The 15,150-nt window shown below is 51.4% G+C and carries 12 protein-coding genes and 1 other annotated feature; of the genes, 3 read left to right on the plus strand and 9 right to left on the minus strand.

Annotation, left to right across the window (positions count from 1 at the left end; all coding sequences use genetic code 11):
• Positions 1–131: 131 nt before the first annotated feature.
• Positions 132–551 (minus strand): response regulator, encoded by a 420-nt coding sequence (locus K7P76_RS11295; protein WP_373692375.1) that lies wholly within the window; start codon positions 549–551, stop codon positions 132–134.
• Between the two features lie 207 nt (positions 552–758).
• Between K7P76_RS11295 and K7P76_RS11300 the strand changes: the two genes are divergently transcribed.
• Positions 759–1,013 carry a hypothetical protein gene (locus K7P76_RS11300; protein WP_232185404.1) on the plus strand — a complete coding sequence of 85 codons (255 nt, stop codon included), beginning with the start codon at positions 759–761 and terminating at the stop codon, positions 1,011–1,013.
• A 306-nt stretch (positions 1,014–1,319) separates the two neighbouring features.
• On the opposite strand, the gene pyrG is transcribed toward K7P76_RS11300, so the two are convergent.
• Together pyrG and rpoE are read right to left on the minus strand one after the other, a co-directional pair.
• Positions 1,320–2,924 carry a CTP synthase gene (gene pyrG / locus K7P76_RS11305; protein WP_232185405.1) on the minus strand — a complete coding sequence of 535 codons (1,605 nt, stop codon included), beginning with the start codon at positions 2,922–2,924 and terminating at the stop codon, positions 1,320–1,322.
• 254 nt (positions 2,925–3,178) lie between these two features.
• Positions 3,179–3,766, minus strand: coding sequence for a DNA-directed RNA polymerase subunit delta (gene rpoE, locus K7P76_RS11310; protein WP_232185406.1), 588 nt, complete (start codon positions 3,764–3,766; stop codon positions 3,179–3,181).
• A gap of 424 nt (positions 3,767–4,190) precedes the next feature.
• Here rpoE and K7P76_RS11315 point away from each other — a divergent pair, with 424 nt between their 5' ends.
• On the plus strand, positions 4,191–5,327 hold the full coding sequence (locus K7P76_RS11315) for a S8 family peptidase (protein WP_232185407.1): 1,137 nt from the start codon (positions 4,191–4,193) through the stop codon (positions 5,325–5,327).
• Between the two features lie 2 nt (positions 5,328–5,329).
• Here K7P76_RS11315 and argS (K7P76_RS11320) read toward each other — a convergent pair whose 3' ends face one another.
• Both argS (K7P76_RS11320) and K7P76_RS11325 read right to left on the minus strand, forming a co-directional pair.
• Entirely contained in the window at positions 5,330–7,006 is a 1,677-nt protein-coding gene (gene argS, locus K7P76_RS11320; protein ID WP_232185408.1) for an arginine--tRNA ligase, read from the minus strand.
• A complete protein-coding gene (locus K7P76_RS11325) occupies positions 7,003–7,425 on the minus strand; it encodes a YwiB family protein (RefSeq protein WP_232185409.1) in 423 nt (140 codons plus the stop codon). The genes argS (K7P76_RS11320) and K7P76_RS11325 overlap by 4 nt, the downstream gene beginning before the upstream one ends.
• A 123-nt stretch (positions 7,426–7,548) precedes the next feature.
• Positions 7,549–7,763, plus strand: a binding site (T-box leader).
• A 76-nt stretch (positions 7,764–7,839) separates the two neighbouring features.
• Here K7P76_RS11325 and argS (K7P76_RS11330) point away from each other — a divergent pair.
• Positions 7,840–9,540, plus strand: a complete 1,701-nt coding sequence (gene argS, locus K7P76_RS11330) for an arginine--tRNA ligase (protein ID WP_232185410.1) — start codon at positions 7,840–7,842, stop codon at positions 9,538–9,540.
• An 85-nt stretch (positions 9,541–9,625) separates the two neighbouring features.
• On the opposite strand, the gene K7P76_RS11335 is transcribed toward argS (K7P76_RS11330), so the two are convergent.
• The 4 genes from K7P76_RS11335 to speE all read right to left on the minus strand — a co-directional run bounded on the left by K7P76_RS11335 (position 9,626) and on the right by speE (position 14,882).
• Entirely contained in the window at positions 9,626–10,645 is a 1,020-nt protein-coding gene (locus K7P76_RS11335; RefSeq protein WP_232185411.1) for a zinc-dependent alcohol dehydrogenase family protein, read from the minus strand.
• Positions 10,646–10,750: 105 nt separating this feature from the next.
• Entirely contained in the window at positions 10,751–12,988 is a 2,238-nt protein-coding gene (locus K7P76_RS11340) for a methyl-accepting chemotaxis protein (RefSeq protein ID WP_232185412.1), read from the minus strand.
• Between the two features lie 182 nt (positions 12,989–13,170).
• Positions 13,171–14,043 carry an agmatinase gene (gene speB, locus K7P76_RS11345; protein ID WP_232185413.1) on the minus strand — a complete coding sequence of 291 codons (873 nt, stop codon included), beginning with the start codon at positions 14,041–14,043 and terminating at the stop codon, positions 13,171–13,173.
• Positions 14,044–14,054: 11 nt separating this feature from the next.
• Positions 14,055–14,882, minus strand: a complete 828-nt coding sequence (gene speE / locus K7P76_RS11350) for a polyamine aminopropyltransferase (RefSeq protein WP_232185414.1) — start codon at positions 14,880–14,882, stop codon at positions 14,055–14,057.
• Between the last annotated feature and the right edge of the window lie 268 nt (positions 14,883–15,150).

Here is a 15,150-nt window from a genome sequence, read left to right on the forward strand (position 1 = left end):
CCTCCTGCGGGTTGCATTCGATTTCTCACGTAACGTGCATACTGCGCTATTATAACACAAAATGACTTTACGAAGTAAACCGAACGGATGTTTCCCGCTCTGGAGCGGCGTTAGTCAGATTGAAGACGCTTTTATGAACCGGTTGCGGAACGCGGATTCGAGCCTTCTCCCATCTGCATATTAACGGCAAGTCTCATCTCGTCAATATCGAACGGTTTCGTGAAGTGCATCAGCGCGCCTAAATCGGTAGCTTCCTTAATCATGTCCAATTCGCCGTAAGCCGTCATCATGATGACCTTGATTCCGCGGTCATATTCCTTGATCTGCTTGAGAATTTCCAAACCATCCATTCCGGGTATTTTCATGTCGAGAAGCACAAGATCGGGACGGTGGTTCTTTACGATGTCCAATGCCGCTCGTCCATTCGCCGCTTGGAAGGTGTCATAGCCTTCCGTCGCAAAAACTTCCAATAGCAATATCCGGATGCCCACTTGATCATCAACAATCAACAATCTCTTCTTATCCACGAGCTCATCCCCCCGAATCACCATTGTAGCCTTATTCGTGACTCGGAGTACAAATTCCTTCTCTTTCCATGTAAAAATTATGAAGAGGAGCTTTAATATATATTATTCACCAATGTAAACGACACTCAATCATCCAGTTACCAAAAGTATTGCACTAGCTCGACAAAAATGTGGGGGTTTGTGCTCGCCATAGTCGGTTTATTCGACTATGGGCAGGGGGTGTTTGGGTTTGTGTTCGCTATAGTCAGTTTATTCGACTATGGGCAGGGAGTGTTTGGGTTTGTGTTCGCTAAAGTCGGTTTATTCGACTATGGGCAGAGAGTGTTTGGGCTTGCGCTCGCTATAGTCGGTTATATCGACTATGGGCAGGGGGTTTCTGGGTTTGTGCTCGCTATAGTCGGTTTATCCGACTATGGGCAGAGAGTGTTTGGGTTTGCGCTCGCCAAGGTCGGTTTATTCGACTATGGGCAGGGAGCGTTTGGGTAGTTTGGAGTTCTCTGGTTCGTGGGATTCGAATGGTTAAGCGTCAAAATCTGGGTTCCTTCGTTAATTCCACTACGATATGTTACCAAGGCCAAAAAACTGCCCTCACCACCTTGAATCCCAGCGTTGCGGCTTCGCCAAGGCCAAAAAACTGCCCTCACTACCTTGAACCGCAGCGTTGCGGCTTCGCCAAGGCCAAAAAACTGCCCAAACGGCGATGATACCCTCGAAGCTCGTATTTTCTACTTTTCAACGTACAAAAAACCGCTCCGGCGCAGAGCCGAAACGGTGGAATGAAAAAAATTTCGATTAACCTTCTGACTGGCGAATGGACGCCTTCACGAACTCCCGGAACAATGGCTGCGGGCGATTCGGGCGAGAAGTAAATTCCGGGTGAAATTGCACCGCAAGGAACCACGGATGACCCGGAAGCTCGATCATCTCGACTAGGCGGCCATCCGGCGAAGTACCGGAAATGCGCAAGCCCGCCAATTCAATACGCTCGCGATATTCGTTGTTAAACTCATACCGGTGACGATGACGCTCGTAAACGAGTTCGTCGCCGTAACATTCGGCCGCAAGACTTCCCGGTACTAGCTTACAAGGATACAAGCCTAGGCGCATCGTGCCGCCAAGATCCTCGATATCCTTCTGCTCAGGAAGAAGATCAATGACCGGATATGGTGTCGCAGGATGGATCTCGGAGCTGTTCGCACCGTCCAGTCCTGCCATGGCGCGGGCATACTCGACAACCGCGACTTGCATTCCGAGGCAGATGCCGAAGAACGGAATCCCTTTTTCGCGAGAATAGCGAATCGCGGCGATTTTACCTTCGATTCCCCGATCCCCGAAGCCCCCCGGAACGAGAATGCCTTGAATGCCGCCCAGATGTTCGTCCACGTTGCCCGGAGTAATCTCCTCCGCGTTTACCCAACGGATCTTCACTTCCGCATCGGCATCGATGCCCGCATGGGCAAGAGATTCGACAATACTTAGGTATGCGTCATGCAGGGCAACGTATTTGCCGACGATTGCGATTTCCGTTGTTTTCTTAAGCGACTTTACTCGGGAAACGAGAGCTTCCCATTCGGTCATATCCGGCGCACCGACCGCCAGGTTCAAATGCTTGACGACATAATCGTCTAAGCCTTGTTCGCGAAGATTAAGAGGCACTTCATATAACGTCGGAGCGTCGCGGCATTCGATAACCGCATTGGCATCGATATCGCAGAACAACGCGATCTTGCGCTTCAGATCATCGGCAAGCGGATATTCCGTGCGACATACGATCATGTTCGGCTGTATCCCGATGCTGCGCAATTCCTTTACGCTATGCTGCGTCGGTTTCGTTTTCACTTCGCCGGCAGCCTTAATGTAGGGGATAAGCGTTACATGGATGTACATGACGTTCTCGCGGCCGATGTCGCTTTTGATCTGACGAATCGCTTCCAGAAACGGTAAACTCTCGATATCGCCGACGGTACCGCCGATTTCCGTGATAACTACGTCGGAACCGGCTTCTTTGCCCGCACGGAATACGCGGTCTTTGATTTCATTCGTAATATGCGGAATAACTTGTACCGTTCCGCCCAGATATTCTCCACGGCGCTCTTTGCTAATGACCGTCGAGTAAATTTTACCCGTCGTCACGTTGCTGTTCTTCGAAAGATTAATGTCGATAAACCGCTCGTAATGTCCCAAGTCCAGATCGGTCTCCGCACCGTCATCGGTCACGAATACTTCCCCGTGCTGATAAGGACTCATCGTCCCCGGATCGACGTTGATATAAGGATCGAATTTCTGAATGGTCACCTTAAGTCCGCGATTCTTAAGCAAACGGCCAAGCGAAGCGGCGGTTATGCCCTTACCGAGCGATGATACGACACCGCCTGTTACAAAAATATATTTGGTCACCCTGTACGAAACCTCCCACCACATGCGCTGCGGCATCCTCATTATCGTTACCTATATTCGCGTGTTTCCCCAATAAAAAAAGGGCAAAAAAACAAAAAAGTGTCACCCAATAAATGGGGGCACTTTTCAAATTCCTATGCTATGGAAAAACTCACTTCTAAAGCCCAAGCATAAGTTTACCGTCTCGAATCGGCGGTGTCAAGTAAAACGGCTGCGCCGTCCATAGGACGGCGGCATACGTTTATATTGCGCTATTATTTTTCGTCTTCGTCTTCATCATCTGCCGAGTCGTCGTCCTCATCGTCGTCAAACTCGTCATCGTCGTCTCCGTCTTTCACGTCGAGATCTTCCTCGATTTCAGCGTCGTCCTCTTCGATGATCACTTCCTCATCGGCTTCGGCCGCTTCTTCGCCCTCTTCGAATACTTCCTCGCGCTCTTCGTCGAAGAGATCGTAAGTTTCGTCGTCCGGGGATGGAGTATCCTCTTCCTCGCCGTACAGATCGTCATCGTCTTCATCGTCATCATCGTTAATGATGCGCGGACGTTTAGCTCCGCCGTTCATTGGATCATCGGAGCGCTCCACAGGGTACCAGCGCTTGAGGCCCCAAACATTGCCTCCAACGCATGCAAATCGTCCATCGATATTGATTTCCGTATACAGTTGGGCAATAACATCCGTAACCTGGCTGTCGGAAAGGCCGCGCATCTTAGCAATTTCAATCATAAGATCGCGATAGTAAAACGGGGTGTTAGCAGACTTGAGCAATTCATAAGCAAGGTCAACCATTGGCATTTCGCGAATTTTCTCGGAGTCGAGTTTCAGCACGTAGTCGGCGCTCACGTGACTTCCATCCTCTCTGTATGTGAACCGGTAAAAACCTTCACGTTGATTTATCATCCTTTAGTAAACCGTATTTTACATAAAAATGCAAGCCGCGGAAACATACTTTTCATGATTTTATTTTGCGGCGCGAAAAAGCGAAGGAGTGTCCCTGTTGGACATCACCTTCGCTTTTCGACTGTATCCCTTCCCGGCCGCTCCGCGGGCGGAGGAACCGGCATGACCAAGAGTCTCGCCGGGAAACTCTCCATTCATCCTATGTCAGAAGCTCGGAAATGACACGGAACGCCGCCTATTTCCTGCCAAAAAAGGCCCGTTTCCCAAGCTTTTATTGGTTCCCCCTCATACAGTAGAGGACACGGCAGTTGAGCGAGCGTAATCTGTGCCCGCTTTGCCTGCACTTTCGTCCGGGAGGGAACCTGCATTGGATGCAAGTGAAATCGTGGAGTGGCTCCAAGACTCCCCTTGCTCCGCACATGAACGCGGGCAACGGGGCATTCTTCGTTTCTTGAATCCCGGAGATTATGAGAAGTTCCTGCACGAATTGCGGACCAATCGCCCTCGCTGCGAAAGCCTCAAGGGCGTTAGGCAATTAGGCATCATTCAAGCCATTTCTTGCCCTTCTCCCGACCGGGGTTTACCTTTTTCGCTAAACAGCAAGATGCAGTGGGAGGAAGATACTCCCGTGCGTATGCACGCATTATCCAAAGGGTCGCTCGTAACCGATAAAGGCATCCCTTGGGGCGTTAAGCACATTCAGGCCCCGCAAGCTTGGAGCCGTACGACCGGTCATGGCGTCAAAGTCGGCGTCATCGATACGGGAGTAGACTTCGGCCATCCCGACCTGCGACACTCTTTGGGACGCGGCATTAACCTGCTTCACCGTCTGGCGTTGCCACAAGACGATAATGGTCACGGCACGCATATTTCCGGAACGATTGCCGCGGCGAATGAGCTGCAAGGTATGATCGGCGTAGCTCCTCGTGCGACGATCTACCCTGTCAAAGCTTTCGACTACAACGGAACGGCTTATGTATCGGACATCATCTTAGGCATAGAATGGTGCATCCGCAATCAGATGAATGTAGTCAACATGAGCTTCGGTATGAAGACAAGAAGCAAATCGCTGTTGAACGCGGTGAATAACGCGTACCGCTCCGGCGTGTTAATCGTCGCCTCATCCGGTAACGATGGCAGTATCGGGGACATCGATTACCCCGCACGCTACAACCAGACCATTGCCGTCGGCGCCACAACCCAACAAAGCCGAATCGCGACGTTCACAAATCGCAGCGGCCTTATCGACATCTATGCTCCCGGAGAACATGTCGTATCCGCCTGGTTAAGAGGCAAACATCGAGAGATGAGCGGCACTTCCATGGCCACTTCCCATGTGACCGGCGCAGTTGCCCTGCTGCTTGGGCTGAAGCCAGGGCTGACGCCCGCGCAAATTAAATCCATCATCAAGAAATCAGCAAAGCCGTTGCGAAACAGCAAAGCTCCCCGGATGGCCGGAGAGCTGAATGTGATGCGCATGATTAAAGCCGCCGACCTTCTCTGAGCTTACATTTTGTCCGGCGCCGATACCCCGACGAGGGCGAGCGTGTTGGCGAGAGTGACTTTCAATGCGGCTAACAGTTGAAGGCGAGCTTGGCTTTGCTCCATATCTTCCGTAATGACCCGCTCCGCCTTGTAATAGCTATGGAATTGCGAGGCCAGCTCATAAACGTAACGGATTATCGTATGAGGTGCATAGATTCGCGCGGCTTCCGCAATCGTCTCGGGCAGCTCGCCTATTTTCCTCAGTAAATCGAATTCTTGCTCCGTATTCAAACGCGAAATCGCTGCCTCCTGCCATGGCAGAACCGCGATTCCTTGCTCTTCCGCCTGACGGAAAATGCTGCAAATGCGCGCGTGGGCATACTGTACGTAAAATACAGGATTCTCGTTGGATTTGGATACCGCCAGATCCATGTCGAAATCCAGGTGGGAATCCATGCTCCGCATCGTGAAGAAATAACGGATAGCGTCAACGCCGACTTCATCCATGAGATCTTCCATCGTGACCGCTTTGCCCGTCCGCTTGGACATCTTCACCTTCTCGCCGTTCTGGAACAGGCTGACCATCTGGGCGATGAGCACCGTAAGCTTGTCCGGGTCGTTGCCAAGCGCGGCCATAGCCGCTTTCATCCGAGGAATATAACCGTGATGGTCCGCCCCCCAAATGTTAATCATCTGATCGTAACCGCGTGCGTACTTACCCATATGATAGGCAGCGTCGGGGGTTAAATACGTATAGCTCCCGTCATTCTTGACGAGAACCCTGTCTTTGTCGTCGCCGAACGTAGTGGACGAAAGCCACACGGCGCCATCCAGCTCGTAAACATGGCCTTGGGCCTTTAGAGCGTCTAGCACGACGGTTACTTGATCATTCTCGTATAATGACGATTCGCTGTACCACTCGTCGAACTGCACGCCGAAACGAGCGAGATCCCGTTTTATTTTCGCCAATTCCTTCTCGAGTCCATAGGTGCGGAAAAAGTCGAAGCGCTCGTCGTCGCTCAAGGAAAGTAACCGATCGCCTTCTTGCTCCGCCAGCTCTTGGGCAAATCCGACAATATCCTCGCCATGATAGCCATCCTCCGGCATTTCGACCGTTTGCCCTAATGTTTGACGATATCTAGCTTCGATAGATTTCGCTAAATTGTTCACCTGATTGCCCGCATCATTAATGTAGTACTCGCGAGTAACTTTATAACCAGCCGTCGATAAAACGTTGCACAATGCGTCACCTACAGCCGCCCCGCGAGCGTGGCCCAAGTGAAGACTGCCCGTCGGGTTAGCGCTGACGAATTCGACTTGAACCTTTTTCCCTTGGCCGGCTTGGACTTCCCCATATTGACTTCCTTGGGTCAGCACTTCTCCAATGATCGGATACAGGTAACTCTTGTCCAGCTTGAAGTTGATGAATCCCGGCCCTGCGATTTCGGCAGATTGAATAGATGCTCGGCCCGTGCCTAATTTCTCTATAATGGCTTCCGCGATTTGCCTAGGGTTCTTCTTTGCGATCTTCGTCAGTTGCATGGCTAAGTTCGTCGCTAGGTCGCCATGAGTTTTGTCCTTTGGCACTTCTAGCGTGATCGTTGGCAGTTCATCCTTAGACGTAATGAGTCCCGCTTCCATTACTGCATCAGCAAGCGCTTCTTTAACGGCAACCTGCAATTGTTCTAATACGCTCATCCCGCTTGTTCCTCCCGAATATCGAGCCGGATATGAAAGCTTCCGACCGGTTGATCCTGCATAAGCAAGTCATATTTCCATTCAATAACGCCCCCGGACTCTGATAGATCAATGACCAACTGAGACGTTAAAGCTTCTACATCATGAGGGCCATAAGGCGTTTCCATCTTCCCCGGCAAGGCATCGCCTTGGCGAAAGCTCTGCTCGAAGAAGATTGTCCCCCGCCGCCTAAGCCGCAGCTCCTTCTCGTGGACAAACAGGGTGTTCATCGTTTCGAGGCCGTTCTCGTCAGGCGGCTCCCGATAAATCAGCGTCCAACCGGTCTGCAGCCGGTATAATTCCCCTTGCATAGTGGACCGCTGAACGCCTTCCTGCTGCCAGCTTTGGAAGCCTACGGTCACGCTCCGTTTGTCCGGCATAGTTCCCTCTCCCAATCCCTTTACTCTTGTTAATACTATATACAGATCGGTTGGTCAATTCAAATCTTGAATTTAGGGGTTGTATGGGAACGGTCGGGATGGCTATAATGGGTAAAATAATTAATAACGACGATGAACGAGAGAGTACCCCATAAATTCCGGTATGTCAGCGAGTCGGGTAGGTGGAAGCCGGCACGGGTTATGGGCGAAGCGCACTCGGGAGTTGATTTCCTGAACATGGAGTAGGGAAATCCGGCGGCATGCCGTTAACCTTATGAGTGGATTCCCTTTGGGAATGCCAAAAGAGTGGTACCGCGGAATCATCCTCCGTCTCTTATGAGACGGGGGATTTTTATATTTAAACCAGTCAAGCACGCAACGAATTCGGTTTATTTTACAGGGAGGGTCTCCGTTATGTTAATGAAAAGCGCGTCCTCGTTAGTGGCACCTTATCTGTCTGTATCTCCTGCGGAACTGTTCGATAAGCTCGAGTATCCGCCGCAGAAGGAAATGGGCGACGTTTCTTTGCCTTGCTTTACGTTCGCGAAACAACTGCGCCAAGCCCCTCAGAAGATCGCGGAACAAATCGCCGAACGCATCAACGCAGACCAGACGGAGATCCACGCAATGGCAATCGGAGGGTACCTGAATCTTTTCTTTCAAGCTGACCACTGGAAAAGCGACTTTGTCGCGATGGCATCCGAAGAAAACTATGGACATTCCAATCTCGGATCAGGGATATGCGTCCTCGTAGACATGTCGTCGCCCAATATCGCCAAGCCGTTCGGCATCGGCCATCTTCGCTCTACAATGATCGGCAATGCCCTCGTGAACCTTTACCGCGTCACTGGTCACGAAGTCGTAAATGTGAATCATTTAGGAGATTGGGGAACTCAGTTCGGCAAGCTTATCGTTGCTTATAAAAGATGGGGTAGCCTTGAAACCCTTCAGCAGGAACCAATCAAGGAAAGCTTAAGACTATATGTGAAGTTCCATGAAGAAACCGATCTGGAACCCGAACTAGAGGACGAAGCTAGGGAGGCATTCGCGCTGCTGGAGCGCGGCGATCCGGTAACCCTTGAGCTATGGCAATACTTCGTAGATGAGAGTATGAAGGAATTTCATAAGGTATATGAACGCCTTGGCGTGAGCTTCGATCATTACACCGGAGAAAGCTTCTACAACGACAAAATCGATGCCGTTGTTAGTCAGCTTCGAGAGAAAGAGCTGCTGGAAGAAAGCGATGGCGCGCAAATCGTCCGATTAGATGAGAAGGAGCTCCCGCCATGCCTCATTCTCAAGAAGGACGGCTCGACCATCTATGCGGTTCGCGATCTCGCTACTGCTTTATACCGAAAGCAGGTTTTACAGGCCGACTCCATATTATACGTCGTTGGCGCTGAGCAAAGCCTGCACTTCCAGCAGGTATTCTCCGTTCTGGACAAAATGGGATATGCATGGTCGGAACAGTGCCAACATGTACCGTTCGGCCTCATGACTTTCAATGGGAAGAAAATGTCCACCCGCAAGGGCAAGGTCGTATTTTTGGAGGAGGTACTGGACGAAGCCGTCGCGAGCGCGTTGCAGATCATCAACGAGAAAAGCCCTGAGCTCCCGGACAAGGAAAAGGTGGCGGAAGCCGTCGGAGTGGGTGCGGTTATTTTCGGTGATCTGAAGCATCATCGCCAACTTTCCGTGGACTTCAATATGGAGGATGCCGTCAGTTTTGACGGGGAAACAGGGCCCTACCTTCAATATACCCACGCGCGGATATGTACTTTGCTCAGGAGAGGCAATTATGGAGCGCTACGGGGCAGGTTTATTGTAGACGGAGCGCACCTCTCGTCGGATTCGGCTTGGGAATGCTTGAAGACATTGTCTCGTTATGAATCTACATTGCACGAGGCCGTTAAGGACAACGAGCCATTCGTCATTGCTAGATTCCTGCTGGATTTGGCCAAAGACTTCAATCGGTTCTACAATTCTGGAAAAATCGTCAAGGATGACGCCGATGAAGCCGAAGTATGTTCAAAGCTAAGCCTGGCCGCCGCTGTTGCGAATGTATTAAAACAGGGACTAGGTTTGCTCGGGATCAAGGCTCCCAGGGAGATGTAGCGGGGCTCTTCAGGAATTTAAACGCGGCAAAGAGGCTGCCATAAGTCATCGACTTATCAAACAGCCTCCTATTCGCTGAAATCGTCTATTCGAATGAAATCTGCACTTTCATATCACCCGGCAAACGGTCACCCTGAAAATAGCGTAAGGCTCCTTCGAGCGTTAGCTCGCGGGTAACGAGATGCTCCGTGCAGATCCGGCCGGCTTCGAGCCAAGCAAGCGCCGGCGCAAAAGTATGGTTAAGCGCCATGGAACCGATCAGCGTCCATTCGCGTTGGTAAAGATCGAACGTTGGAAGACTAACGGAAGCATCTTCTTTGGTTACGCCGAACTGAACGAATCGGCCGCACGGTCCGATATATTGAAACGAGTTTTCGATCACCTGGGGCACTCCGGTCGTATCGATGACGATATCGAATCCGTCTTTTCCGGTCCGTTCACTCAAGACTTCCGCGGCTGAACTGGCACTAATAACCCTTGTCGCCCCCCATTGGAGGGCAAGCGCAAGCTTCTCCTCCGCAAGATCGATAACGACCAATTCGGAAACGCCCGACCTAGCCAATGCCTGCACCCATTGTTGACCCATCGCACCCGCGCCAAATAACAGCGCACGATCTCCCGTCCTAGGGCTGAGCCGATTCAAAGCCTGTACGACGCATGCGACAGGTTCGATGAATGCCCCTTGCGCAAAGGATAACGAATCGGGCAATTTTGCAGCAACCTCCGCGGGCACGGCCACATACTCCGCCATCGCGCCAGGCAAGGTTACGCCTATCGCATTCCAGCGCTCGCAATGGTTCGCTCGGTCTGACATACAGAAGCGGCAGCGGCCACACGAGAGGTTAGGATCGGCACTGACACGGTCCCCGGCACGAAAGCCTTCGACTCCCTCTCCAATCTCATGAACGACACCGGCAAACTCATGCCCGGGAATGATCGGATAGGGAGACAAATACTCACCTTTATAAATGTGAAGGTCCGTTCCGCAGATGCCCGCCCTTCTGACCTGAACGACGATCTCGCCATTGTTCGCCCGCGGAATAGGAACCTCGCGGATAACAGCATTCTCGGGGCCTTCCACGACAAGAGCTCTCATCAAGGTCATTCTGCATCCCTCCAATAATTGTTAGGTGTTCACATATCGGAACACACCGCGATTCCCATTATAGAGGTCGTATCTCCCTTCTTCAATCCCGCCCGACATCCCTATTTATCTCTTGCGCGTCTCGGTAAGCCGGAACTGGCCGACGAGCTGTTGCATGAACGCGGTGATAGCCTCTACGTTGTTCGACGTGTGCCGGACGTTCACGATATCGGTGAGCAGCTCTTGAACCCTGCCTTCCACCTCGGTAGATATCGTGCGATTCTCCATGCTGACGGCAGCAACCTTCTCCATCAGAACGACGACCTCGTCGATGACTTGGGTTTTGAGGGAATCGTCGGCTTTCGCGTCTCCCAACGTTTCCGTTGCCGCCGCCACAAGCTCGGTACCTTCTGTCACAACCCTTGTTCCTTCCATAATGGAGGAGTAGGCTTCTTGGGCGTGCATCGATATTTTCTCAACGAAACCGTGAACTTCCTCCGTAGACATTCGCGTCATGTCGGCCAGCTTGCGGATTTCGGTGGCGACAACAGCGAAACCTTTGCCGTGTTCGCCAACCCGGGCCGCTTCAATGGCCGCGTTAAGCGCGAGCAAGTTCGTCTGCGAAGATATTTCTTCAATGACGTTCAGGACGCCGCGGATCTCGTTGGCCGTATCCATGAAGACGCGTATCGTTTTGTTGGTGTCGGCGACGCGGGTGGAAATCTGGGACATTTTATCCCCGATTCGCTCCACCTCGCCCTGGGCAATCGTAATTTGTTGCGATGCTTTCTCCTCGAGCATGAGAAGCGTTTGACGCATCTCGTCCGCTACATCCTTGGCGACGTCGATGTCTTTAAGCTGCCGCCGGATACTGCGCAGCATATCGTGAACTTTACCGCTTACGCGCTCCGTCGAGGCTGCGGTCGTTACCGTCGATTCGTTCAGAAGCTGCTGACTGGAAGACACGTCGCCTGCCGCCAGCTTAACCTTAAGCATGATGCCTTCCAACGAGTCGATCATATTATTGATCCACTTGGCGAGCTCGCGGGTTTCATCGTCGTCGAATTCTCCCGTATCAAGCCGCTGGGTAAGATCCCCTTTGCCCTCCGCATTAATTCGAATAAATCGGTTGATTTTCCGGATCGGACGGACGATTCTTCTACTGCTGCGCCGATGCAATGAACTGACAATGAATAAACCGAATATCAGATTAAACGCTAAGGCGCCCAATGCAATCGTTAAGGAAGAAAACCGTTCGGCTATTAGAAACAGCAATATCGCGGATACGATACCGAAGCCCCCCACAAGCAAAGCATGGGGACGGAATTGTCGCCAAGCGATTCCCCGAACACGGTAAACCTCCTCCAGATCCCCTTCGCACATCATGCCCCAAACGTCCGGACAATGAGGCAGTTGGAAGGTGACGCCTTTGCCGATGACGGGAATATGCCTGTAATCGGAATAGCCGGGAAATTCCACGAACAGGTTGCTGCCGTTGCGGATGGTGCTGGCAACTCCCGGATGCAGCTCGCCAGTAGCCGGATCCGTGAACATAAGCTCCAATTCCGTATGGTCTTTGACAGACACGACTCCCCAATCCGTCGTTACTCCGTCCTTCAGATTTTCGCCATGCGTGAACGTCCTGTCTTCGAACCGACTGCGGGACAGCGCCGTTCCTGGAGCGATCTGTTTATTAAGCCCGGGTTTGGCCATGAAAATGTAATTGTCGCCGGAATCCGGATAGACGTGGCCGGACTCCCTCTGAATCATATCCCCGATTACGTCGTTGGGAACACGGGCACAAAGCGCGCCGGACCATACTCCTTCTTTCATGATCGGATGGATGAATAACAGCGTCATTTTGTCATGGAACGGGGAAGAACGCGAACCTGTCTGAAGCGTCATCGGATCCGCATAGGGACCGAATAAGCATTTACGGCTCTCCCTTCCATCTCCACGGGAATAATCCAAGCCGGCGGACAATAGCGAGCCTGAAGCATATTCGCGACCGAGATGAGGGGAATGGGTAGAATAGCTGACCGCTCCGTTAGAATCGAGCACGAAGATTTCGGTTAAATCCGATGCTCTTGAAAAGGTTGCGGCGAACAGTCGATTCCACGCTTCCGGGTAACCGTTGCCGGCGCTCGTTCTGTTGGCTTGTGTTGCCGCCGATTCGATTGAATTCATCTGTTCGAGCAGCCGCTCCAAATGCCTCCAATACTCTCCCGTCCAATCTTTGAGTACGTTCACGCGGGTTTCGGCAATTCCTTCGAAAATGTTCTCGACATCTTCCTTTAGTTGCTTATTCAATCGATAAGACCACCATAACGGCAAACCTTGCTTCCATCCCAACCATCCAAACATGCTCCCACCCCGCGTCCAATGAATGCTTATCTATGTATATGGCAGCTATTGTAACACAAATGTAATGTAATATGTTTTACGATGTAAAAAAACTGAATATTTTGTTATTATATGTGCAAAAAAAGCCCTTGCCCCCCGCTTATGAGCGGTTGACAACGGCTTTCCGGATTTATTGTGTCATATTACTTAACAAAACCTAGCAGCATTTCCCGAATGATCTTCGAGGCGACGATCGGCGTCATTTCCGTAGGATCGTAGATCGGCGCTACCTCGACGAGATCGAAGCCGACGACGTTCACGCCGGAACGGGCAATGGCGTGAACCGCTTCGAGCAGCTCCTTGGAGGTAATCCCTCCAGCTTCTGTCGTCCCTGTACCAGGAGCGGCGGACGGGTCAAGAACGTCGATATCGATCGTCACGTAAACCGGGCGACCTTCGAGTGAAGGAAGCTCGCGCTTTAAAGGTTCGGCCACCTCGAACGGATGGAAGTGAATTCCCGATTGTTGGGCGTACGTCCAATCTTCCTTGGAGCCCGAACGGATTCCGAATTGATAAATATTCGACGGACCCATCAGTTCCGCAGCCTTGCGAAGCGGCGTGGAGTGGGAAAGCGGCTCTCCCTCGTACTCTTCGCGCAAATCGGTATGAGCGTCAAAATGAATAATCGCGAGATCGGGATACTTCTTGTAAACCTCTTGGATAACCGGCCAGCTGACAAGATGCTCTCCGCCAAGGCCGACGGGGATCTTGCCGTCCGCCAGCACTCCGCGGACGAAATCCCCGATGATGTCGAGGCTCTTCGCCGCGTTGCCGAAAGGCAGCATAAGGTCGCCGGCGTCGAAATAGGCGAGATCGACGATGCTGCGATCCAAGTAAGGGCTGTATTCTTCCAATCCGACGGATGCTTCGCGAATTCGGCCCGGGCCGAATCTGGAGCCGGGACGGAAGGATACGGTATAATCCATCGGCATTCCGTAAATAACGGCTTTAGAAGCCGCATAGTCGTCTGAACTGCAGATGAACACATTGCCGGAGTAAGCTTGATTTAAACGCATGTTGGATCTCCTTATTTGGTCAAATCTTCGACAAACTTAGGAAGCACGAACGCCGCTTTGTGCAGGCGAGGCGTGTAATATTTCGTATCGATTTCCGGAATCGCGCTCTCGTCCACGGCTAGCGGATCGTATTTCTTGCTGCCCATCGTGAATGTCCATAGACCGCTCGGGTAAGTCGGAATGTTCGCGATGTACACACGAACGATGCTGAATACTTCTTTCACGTCGCGGTTCACGCTTTGGATCAAGTCCGCTTTGAACCACGGATTATCCGTTTGCGCGACGAAAATTCCGTCTTCTTTTAACGCATCGTAAATGCCTTGATAGAAGCCTTTGGTGAACAGGTTCACGGCAGGTCCGACCGGTTCGGTGGAATCCACCATGATTACGTCGTAAGTATTCTTATGGTCATGAATATGCATGTAGCCATCGTTAACGATGACCTCGACGCGAGGATCTTCCAATTTACCGGCGATGGAAGGCAAATATTTCTTGGAATACTCGATTACTTTACCGTCGATATCGACGAGCACCGCTTTCTTCACCTTAGGATGTTTAAGGATTTCACGAATAACGCCGCCGTCGCCGCCGCCAACTACGAGCACGTTCTCAGGGTTCGGGTGGGTAAACAGCGCCGGATGCGCCACCATTTCGTGGTAGACGAATTCGTCCTTAACCGTCGTCATGACCATTCCGTCCAGCACCAGCATGTTGCCGTACTCTTCCGTCTCGATCATCGCAAGCTCTTGGAAATCCGTTTGTTCGTGCACCATCGTTTGTTTGATTTTCATCGTAATACCGAAGTTCTCGGTTTGTTTTTCCGTATACCACAATTCCATGGAAGACATATAACCCCTACTTTCTTTTCAGCTAAAATGTTACCGATACATTGTACCAAACTAGATGTATTATATAAAATCAACGCCAAAATGCAACAGTTGGACGCGTAATTTAACCCCGCCTTTACAAACCCCCTCGTTGACGCAAGGAATATCCTCTGCCTTCCTTTTCCATACTAGCTAGTAAACCTTTCCCTTTGCATCAGCACCATTCGCCATCAGATCGGCCGAGCCATCCTATTTAATAACGCGATCCGCTATTCTGAAA

This window comes from Cohnella silvisoli (assembly GCF_021190915.1).
Classification (GTDB): domain Bacteria; phylum Bacillota; class Bacilli; order Paenibacillales; family Paenibacillaceae; genus Cohnella; species Cohnella silvisoli.